We start from the raw sequence: 8,794 nt of genomic DNA, 5'->3' as shown, positions 1-8,794 counted from the left end.
GGGCGAGATCGGGCGGACGTACACGCGTGCGGTGGCGCTGGAGGGGTGGCCCCCGTCGCTGGAACGGATGGCCTTCGCCCCCGTCGACCACACGGAGGCCTTCGCGCTCGACGGCCTCCCGCCGGCGACACGCGCCGTGGTCGAGCTGTCCGACGGCGGCTACTGCGCAGGGCGGCTGCTCGCCGCCGCCGGGCCGGACCTCCACCTGGCCACCGGCGACGGCGACGGCGAGGTGACTGTGCTGGACACGCGGCTGATGAGCGGGTGGCAGGTGGTCGGGGTCGGTGCGCAGGAGCTGCGAGCCGGGGTCACTGTGCCGGTGCGGGACCTCTCGGTCGGCGGTGTGCAGGACGGGCTCTTCTGATCTGCGGGATTGGCATTCCCCGGGGTCGGTGGACATGGCAGCGGTCTCCGCCGGAGAGTGGCCGTCATGGACGATCAAGAGGTGGGCGAGGTGACGGACGTGCCCGGCGGCGCGGACGAGATCGAGGCCGTACGGCGGTTCCGGGAACGGATCGGGCTCGACGCGCTCGTCGACGTACACACGCACTTCATGCCGGACCGGGTGCTCAAGAAGGTGTGGGCGTATTTCGACGCGGCGGGGCCGCTCATCGGGCGCGAGTGGCCCATCACCTACCGGCACGAGGAGAAGGAACGGATCGAGCTGCTCCGGGCGCTCGGCGTACGCGCGTTCACCTCGATGCTCTACCCCCACAAGCCCGGCATGGCGGAGTGGCTGAACGGCTGGGCCGCCGACTTCGCCGCGCGGACCCCCGACTGTCTGCGGACGGCCACGTTCTTCCCCGAGGAGGGCGTCGAGACCTACGTACGCGAGGCCGTCGAGGGCGGGGCCCGGATCTTCAAGTCGCACCTCCAAGTGGGGGCGTACGACCCGAACGACGAGCGGCTCGAACCGGTCTGGGGGCTGCTCGCCGAGGCCGGGATCCCGGTCGTGACGCACTGCGGTTCGGGACCGGCTCCCGGCAGGTACACCGGGCCAGGGCCGGTCGGACGGGTGCTGGCGCGCCATCCCCGGCTGCGCCTGGTGGTCGCGCACATGGGGATGCCGGAGTACGCGGACTTCCTCGACCTGGCGGAGCGGTACGGCGAGGTCAGGCTCGATACGACGATGGCGTTCACGGAGTTCAGCGAGGGGTTCGCGCCGTTCCCCGCCGGGGCGAGGAGCAGGCTGGCCGGGCTGGGCGACCGCATCCTGCTGGGGACCGACTTCCCCAACATCCCCTATCCGTACGTACACCAGCTCGACGTGCTGGAACGGCTCGGGCTCGGCGACGAGTGGCTGCGGGCGGTCTGCCACGGCAACGGCGCGCGGCTCTTCGGGCTGGACGGTCCCGGCGCGGTCGGTCAAGCGGACTAGGTTCTGTACGGCGGATGTGCGCTGGGCTCGTCGGTGGCGGGGGACGGGACCGGCTTCGTCCTCGCGGCCGGCCGCCGGACCGCCGTCACCGTTCCGCCGTCACCGTTCCGCCGTCATCGTTCCGCCGTCACCGTTCCGCCGGCGGGACGCCGACCAGCTTCGTCAGGAACCGGTCCACCTGTTCCTCCAGCGGGGACCAGAGCAGGTCCGGCTGGTTGACGCGCATCGAGACCGCGCCGTGGACGGCCGTGCGCAGGTCCAGGGAGACGGTTTCCGCGTCGCCGCGGGGCACCAGCCCGGCGTCCATGCACCGGCGGATCGCCGCGGTCGTTCGCTCGGACATGTCGTGCTTGAAGGACATGTCCGAGCGCCGGTTGAGTGTGCTCTCGTGCAGCACCTTGTAGAGCCCCGGGTGCTCGCGGGACCACATGCCGAGCAGTGCCGTGCGGGCGCGCAACGCGGCCACAGGGTCGGCGGCGCCCGACTCCGCGTCGTCCACCGCGCGCAGCAGGCCCGCGTGGCAGTGCTCCAGCGCGGCCAGCACCAGCGCGTCACGGTCGGCGAAGTGGATGTAGACGGAGGTCGCCGCGATGCCCACTTCGCGGGCCACAGCGCGCAGCGACAGCGCCTGGTCGTCGGCGAGTTCGTCCAGCAGCCGTAGCGCCGCGTCGACGATCTCGGCGCGCAGCCGCTCGCCCTGGCCGCGGGGGTTGGTGCCGCGTCGCGGGGTGCGGGCGGTCTTCGGAGCCGGGGTGGTCGCATCCATGATTCGGCATTGTATTGGACGGACTGTAGGGCTACGGTCGTAGTCCTACAGTCGTTCACCCAGGGGGAATCATGACGCTGCCGACCCGGACCACGATCGAGGAACTGGACCCCGTGTTCGCGGAGATGGCCGCCGCGAGCTTTCAACTCGTCGGATCCGACGCGGCACTGACGCCGCGTGAGCGGATCCTGCTCAACCTCGTGGCCGACGTCTGCGAGCAGATCCTCGGCATGCCGTACGAACTGCACGTGCGGGCCGCCCTGGACAACGGCCTCGACGCCGACGACCTGCGCGAGCTGCTCCGCTTCATCTCCTACGACAGCGGCTACCCGGCGGCGCTGGCCGCCCTGGAGCGGCTGGCCGACATCGAGCGCGAGCACGGCCTGCCCGGGCCGACCGGCCAGAGCCACCAGGTGAACGCGGACGGCACGGGCAGCCCCCTCCCCGCCGCGATGCGCGCCGAGGTGAGTGCCCTCGACCCGGGCTTCGCCGACTACATGGACCTCCAGTCGCGAATCCGCGCCGGCATGTCCCGGATCAGCGTCCGCGAGCGGGCGTTCGCCACCATGACGGTGGACGTCCTCTACCAAACCCTCCAGGAGAGCTTCCGCGCCCACGTCGGCCGGGCGCTGGGCACGGGGGCGACGCCCGACGAGGTCCGCGCCGCGGTCCGTGCCACCGCGACGTCCGGGATGACCCGGACCTGGCGCGCCCTGAACGTCCTCGACGCGCTGCTGGCCGAGCGGGAGGAACTGCGGGGAAATCAGACGGCCGGGAACGCTTGAACGGTCTGAACGCCTGAACGCCTGTCGCCCGCACTCCACACACGATTCGGACCGCACGACCGGTCCCTCATGGCGCGCGCTGACATGCGCGGAGGCAGGACCGGCGAACAGCGGCGGGGCTGCGGCGACGACGGCGCTGACCTGCCTGGGTCGTGGAACGTGGACCCCGCCGGCTGAGCGCGGTGCGAGAGCGCCGGGCGGTCGTTTCTCAGGCAATTCATAGGAACGCGCAAGGGTGCTCTCAGAGGCGCTCATCAGGGTGAGCACCATGACCATCACCTCGCCCCGCGGGCGTACCGAAATGCTCAGGCCCGACGGGAGCCCCGTCCGGGTACTCATCGTCGACGACGAGGCCTCACTGACCGAGCTGCTGTCCATGGCCCTGCGGTACGAGGGCTGGGAGGTGTGCAGCGCGGGCGACGGCGGCGGCGCCCTGTCGTCGGCCCGGGACTTCCGGCCCGACGCCGTCGTCCTGGACATGATGCTGCCGGACATGGACGGCCTCGCCGTGCTGGGGCAGTTGCGGCGCGAACTGCCGCAGGTGCCCGTGCTCTTCCTCACCGCGAAGGACTCGATCGAGGACAGGATCGCCGGGCTGACGGCGGGCGGCGACGACTATGTCACCAAGCCGTTCAGCCTGGAGGAGGTCGTGGCGCGGCTGCGCGGGCTGATCCGGCGCTCGGGCGCCACAGCCGTACGCAGCGAGTCCATGCTCGTCGTCGGGGACCTCTCGCTGGACGAGGACAGCCATGACGTCATCCGCGACGGGCACTCGATCCACCTCACGGCCACCGAGTTCGAACTGCTGCGCTTCCTGATGCGCAACCCGCGCCGGGTGCTCAGCAAGGCGCAGATCCTCGACCGGGTGTGGTCGTACGACTTCGGCGGCCAGGCCAACGTGGTCGAGCTGTACATCTCGTATCTGCGCCGCAAGATCGACGCGGGCCGTCCGCCGATGATCCACACGCGGCGCGGAGCGGGATATCTGATCAAGCCCGGTGAGCCCGGCGCGACCGCTCGATGAGCGCCCTGAGTCGCTGCCTTCGGGTGACCTGACGACTCACGACCTCGCTGACTTCCGTGACCTCAATGATTTCGGTGACTTCCATGCCTTCGATGCGCCAGCCTGCCTCCTTGCGGACCCGGCTCGTGGTGTCGGCCGTCGTGCTCATCGCCGTGGTCGCCGCCGTGATCGGTACGGTCACCACCGTCGCGTTCCGCTCCTACCAGTACAGCCAGTTGGACCGGCAGCTCGTCGCGATCGCGGGACGGGCGGCGGGACCGCCCGCCGCGAACGGGATGCCGCACCCGGGCGCCGGCGCGGGTGCGGGCGGGGGTACGGGAGAGCTGCCCGGCGGCGGTCTCCCGGGCGGGCTGCCCAGCGGGAATCTCGGTGTCAGGGACCCCCTCAAGGTCGTGACGGGTGGCGGTGCGCCCGTCGGTACCGTCGGCGCGGAGGTCACCGACTCCGGCAGCATCGGCCGGGCGCTGGTCAGTACGCAGCAGAACAGCAAGGACGTCGGTCCGCAGATCACCGACAGCGGTCTGAGCGGCGCCCAGACCTCCGCGCTCGCCACCGTCCCGCGCGACGGTCAGCCGCACACCGTCGCCCTGCCGGCGCGCGGCGACTACCGGATCACCTATGTGGGCGGCGCCAACGGCACCTTCCTTGTGGGCATTCCGCTCACCCAGGTGCAGAACTCGCTCAACACGCTGGTGATGGTCGAGGTCTCCGTCACCCTCGCCGGGCTGATCGCCGCGGGCTTCGCCGGCAGCGCTCTGGTCACCGTCGCGCTGCGCCCGCTGCGGCGCGTCGCGACCACGGCCACCCGCGTCTCCGAACTGCCGCTGCACAGCGGCGAGGTGGCGCCGCTCGTACGGGTGCCCGCCGCCGAGGCGGATCCACGGACCGAGGTCGGACAGGTCGGCGCCGCGCTCAACCGGATGCTGGGGCATGTCGGCTCCGCCCTCGCCGCGCGTCAGGAGAGCGAGATGCGCGTACGGCGCTTCGTCGCCGACGCCGGCCATGAGCTGCGGACACCGCTGGCCTCGATCCGGGGGTACGCCGAACTGACCCGGCGCGGGCGTGAGGAGCAGGGCCCCGACACCCGGTACGCGCTCGGCCGGATCGAGGCCGAGGCGGAGCGGATGACCGGACTGGTCGAGGATCTGCTGCTGCTGGCCCGCCTCGACGTCGGGCAGCCGCTCTCGCACGAGAGCATCGATCTCTCGCCGCTGGTCGTCGATGCCGTGAGCGACGCGCACGCCGCCGGACAGGACCACCACTGGCGACTCGAACTGCCGGAACCCACCGAGCCGGTGGCCGACCCGGCGACCGGGCGGACGGCCGGGTCCGCCACCGGCCCCCGCTGTGAAGCAGCCGAAGCAGCCGAAGCAGCCGAAGCCGCCGAAGCCGCCGGAGCCGCCGGAGCCGCGACCGTGTACGGCGACCCCTCCCGTCTCCAGCAGGTGCTCGTCAACCTGCTCGCCAACGCCCGGACCCACACCCCACCGGGCACCACCGTCACCGCGCGCGTGCGCGCCGAAGCAGGCCCGGAGCCCCGGGTGGTCCTCGAAGTACAGGACGACGGTCCCGGCATCCCGCCCACGCTCCTTCCTCATGTCTTCGAACGCTTCGCCCGCGGCGACGCCTCACGCTCCCGCGCCGCCGGGTCCACCGGTCTCGGCCTCGCCATCGTCCGGGCCGTCGTCACCGCCCACGGCGGGACCGTCGGCGTGGTGAGCGAGCCGGGCAGGACCGTCTTCGCCGTACGCCTGCCCGCGCACCGCGCCGCACCTCCGGCCGCCGTCGCGGCCCTTGCCGCCGCCGGCGGCGCCCGGTCCCACAGCGACTCGCGGTCCCACAGCAACTCACAGACAGGGCACAGCCTCAGCACACCGCTGTGACAGCGCCCTTCGCGAGTGTCGGCTGTATGCGAACCGACACCCCGTGGGGCACCCTTCCGGCCCGGGAGCATCTCCCGGCCGATGCGGTCCAAGCCATCGGCGAGGCCGCTTTGCCGCTGCTCGATGTGACGATCCCCGTCTACAACGAGGAGCGCGACCTCGAATCCTGCGTACGGCGGCTGCACGGCCATCTCGCCCGCACGTTCCCCTACAGCTTCCGCATCACCATCGCCGACAACGCGAGCACCGACCGCACCCCCGAGGTCGCGAACCGGCTCGCCGCCACGCTCCCGGGCGTACGCGCCTACCGGCTGGAGGAGAAGGGGCGCGGGCGGGCGCTCCGTACGGTCTGGTCGGACTCCGACGCGCCCGTGCTCGCCTACATGGACGTGGACCTGTCGACCGACCTCAACGCGCTGCTGCCGCTGGTCGCGCCGCTGATCTCGGGGCACTCGGATCTGGCCGTCGGGTCCCGGCTCTCCCGCTCGTCCCGCGTCGTGCGCGGGCCCAAGCGTGAATTCATCTCGCGTGCGTACAACCTCATTCTCAAGTCCTCACTCTCCGCCCGCTTCAGCGATGCCCAGTGCGGCTTCAAGGCCATACGGCGTGAGGTCGCCGAACGACTGCTGCCGATGGTCGAGGACACCGGGTGGTTCTTCGACACGGAGATGCTGGTACTGGCCGAACGCGCCGGACTGCGGATCCACGAAGTGCCGGTGGATTGGATCGACGACCCCGACAGCCGGGTGCACATCGTGAGTACGGCGGTCGAGGACCTCAAGGGCGTCTGGCGGGTGGGCCGGGCACTGGCCGGGGGAACGCTGCCGTTGGACCGACTGTCGAGGCCCTTCGGGGACGACCCGAGGGACCGGCGGATCGGGGGAGTGCCGAGCAGTCTCGCCCGGCAACTGGTCGGCTTCTGCGTCGTGGGTGCCTTGTCCACGCTTTTCTATCTTGCGCTCTACTCCGTCTTCCGCGCCGGCGTCGGTCCACAACTCGCCAACGGCGCCGCTCTGCTGGTGTCGGCGATCGCCAACACCGCCGCCAACCGGAGGCTCACCTTCGGCGTACGGGGCCGGGACCGCGCCGTGCGGCACCAGGCCCAGGGCCTGGTCGTCTTCGCGATCGGACTCGTCCTCACCAGCGGTTCACTGGCCGCCCTCGACGCGGCCTCCGCCTCGGGGGCCCCCTCCCACGGCAGCGAGCTGGCCGTGCTGATCGCCGCCAATCTCGCTGCGACCGTGGTGCGCTTCCTGCTCCTGCGGGCCTGGGTGTTCCCCGACCGGCGGGCCGCCCAGACGGACCGCGGTACGCCAGGCCAGGTGGTCGCCGGAACCGCCGCCGGAACCGCCCTCGACACCACCGCCGAAACCACACCCGGCACCCGCGCCGACACCGCCCCCGACCCTAGGAACGTGCGATGACCACCGCCCTCCAGCCGCACGCGGCCAGGCCCCACGCGGCCGCGCGCACACCCCGCGTACGGCCCGCCCTTCTCGTTCTCCTCCTGGGCGCCGCACTGCTCCAGCTCTGGGATCTGAGCGCCTCCGGCTACGCCAACTCCTTCTACTCGGCCGCAGCGCAGGCGGGCGGCGAGAGCTGGAAGGCCTTCTTCTTCGGCTCCTCCGACGCGGCGAACGCCATCACCGTCGACAAGCCGCCGGCCGCGCTCTGGCCGATGGACCTGTCCGTACGGCTCTTCGGCCTCGGCTCGTGGCAGATCCTGCTGCCGCAGGCGCTGATGGGCGTCGGGACGGTCGCGGTGCTGTACGCGGCCGTGCGCCGGCGCTTCGGCCCGGCCGCCGGGCTGATCGCCGGCACCGTGCTGGCGCTGACGCCGGTCGCCGCGATGATGTTCCGTTTCAACAACCCGGACGCGCTGCTCGCACTGCTGATGACCGTCACCATCTACTGCGTGCTCCGCGCGCTGGAGGGGGCGCGGACCAAGTGGCTGCTGTGGGCGGGGGTCGCCGTCGGCTTCGCCTTCCTGACGAAGACGCTTCAGGCGTTCCTGATCCTGCCTCCGCTCACGGTGGTGTACGCGGTGTGCGCGCCCACGTCCGTACGGCGCAGGCTGGGCCAACTCGCCCTGGCCGGGCTCGCCATGGTGGTCTCCGGTGGCTGGTGGGTGGCCATCGTGCAACTGTGGCCGGCGTCCTCGCGGCCGTACATCGGCGGTTCGCAGACCAACTCCTTCCTGGAACTCACCTTCGGCTACAACGGCTTCGGCCGGATCAGCGGCGACGAGGCCGGGAGCGTCGGCGGCGGAGGAGCGGGACCCGGCGGCGGCGGGCCGGGCGGTGCCGGGGGCGGCAGGTGGGGACAGACCGGTCTCGGCCGGATGTTCAACGAGACCGTCGGCAGCCAGATCTCCTGGCTGTTGCCCGCCGCGCTGCTGCTGCTCGTCGCGGGGTTGGTGCTGACGCGGCGCGCCGCGCGTACGGACACGGGCCGCTCGGCGTTCCTCGTCTGGGGCGGTTCGCTGCTGATGACCATGGCGGTCTTCAGCTTCATGGCGGGGATCTTCCACGAGTACTACACGATCGCGCTCGCGCCCTACATCGCCGCTCTCGTCGGCATGGGCGTCACGGCGCTCTGGAAGGAACGCGCGGCCCTTCCCGCCTCGCTCGCGCTGGGCGCGACGGCCGCGGTGACCGCTGTGTGGGCGTACGTCCTGCTCGGCCGGACCCCCGACTACCTGCCGTGGCTGCGCTGGGCGGTGCTGATCGGCGGGCTGGTGGCCGCTGTCGCGCTGGCGCTGCTGGGGCGGCCGGCGCTGGGGCGGCGGCTCGGACTGGCGGTGGCGGGGCTGGGGATCGTCGCCTCGCTGGCGGCGCCGTTCGCGTACACGCTCTCCACGGTCGACACCCCGCACACCGGATCGATCATCACGGCCGGTCCCGCCTCGATGCGCGGCGGGCCGGGCGGGAGGCCCGGCGGCGGCTTCGGTGGCGGTGG

Annotated in this window: 7 protein-coding genes and 1 pseudogene; 7 read left to right on the top strand and 1 reads right to left on the bottom strand. The window is 72.0% G+C overall.

What is annotated here, in order from left to right; translation table 11 throughout:
* Both QR77_RS47460 and QR77_RS18995 read left to right on the top strand, forming a co-directional pair.
* Window positions 1-364 (top strand): annotated as a pseudogene (locus QR77_RS47460) (DUF2797 domain-containing protein); the annotation flags it as partial.
* Window positions 365-430: 66 nt separating this feature from the next.
* Complete coding sequence (locus tag QR77_RS18995) at window positions 431-1,378, top strand: amidohydrolase family protein (protein ID WP_052488893.1); 948 nt, start codon at window positions 431-433, stop codon at window positions 1,376-1,378.
* A gap of 127 nt (window positions 1,379-1,505) precedes the next feature.
* On the opposite strand, the gene QR77_RS18990 is transcribed toward QR77_RS18995, so the two are convergent.
* Window positions 1,506-2,144 carry a TetR/AcrR family transcriptional regulator gene (locus tag QR77_RS18990; RefSeq protein ID WP_040023111.1) on the bottom strand — a complete coding sequence of 213 codons (639 nt, stop codon included), beginning with the start codon at window positions 2,142-2,144 and terminating at the stop codon, window positions 1,506-1,508.
* 71 nt (window positions 2,145-2,215) lie between these two features.
* Here QR77_RS18990 and QR77_RS18985 point away from each other — a divergent pair, with 71 nt between their 5' ends.
* From QR77_RS18985 to QR77_RS18965, 5 genes are all read left to right on the top strand, one after another.
* Entirely contained in the window at window positions 2,216-2,929 is a 714-nt protein-coding gene (locus QR77_RS18985) for a carboxymuconolactone decarboxylase family protein (protein ID WP_052488892.1), read from the top strand.
* A gap of 268 nt (window positions 2,930-3,197) precedes the next feature.
* Entirely contained in the window at window positions 3,198-3,953 is a 756-nt protein-coding gene (locus tag QR77_RS18980) for a response regulator transcription factor (protein ID WP_107069093.1), read from the top strand.
* A gap of 92 nt (window positions 3,954-4,045) precedes the next feature.
* Window positions 4,046-5,836, top strand: a complete 1,791-nt coding sequence (locus QR77_RS18975; RefSeq protein ID WP_052488891.1) for a HAMP domain-containing sensor histidine kinase — start codon at window positions 4,046-4,048, stop codon at window positions 5,834-5,836.
* A 26-nt stretch (window positions 5,837-5,862) separates the two neighbouring features.
* Window positions 5,863-7,260, top strand: coding sequence for a bifunctional glycosyltransferase family 2/GtrA family protein (locus tag QR77_RS18970; protein ID WP_078876874.1), 1,398 nt, complete (start codon window positions 5,863-5,865; stop codon window positions 7,258-7,260).
* On the top strand, window positions 7,257-8,794 hold a 1,538-nt coding region (locus tag QR77_RS18965; RefSeq protein WP_052489648.1), incomplete at its 3' end, for a glycosyltransferase family 39 protein. The genes QR77_RS18970 and QR77_RS18965, both read left to right, overlap by 4 nt.

The sequence above is a fragment of the Streptomyces sp. 150FB genome, assembly GCF_000818195.1.
Lineage (GTDB): Bacteria > Actinomycetota > Actinomycetes > Streptomycetales > Streptomycetaceae > Streptomyces.
This window is presented reverse-complemented; position numbering and strand designations above follow the sequence as displayed.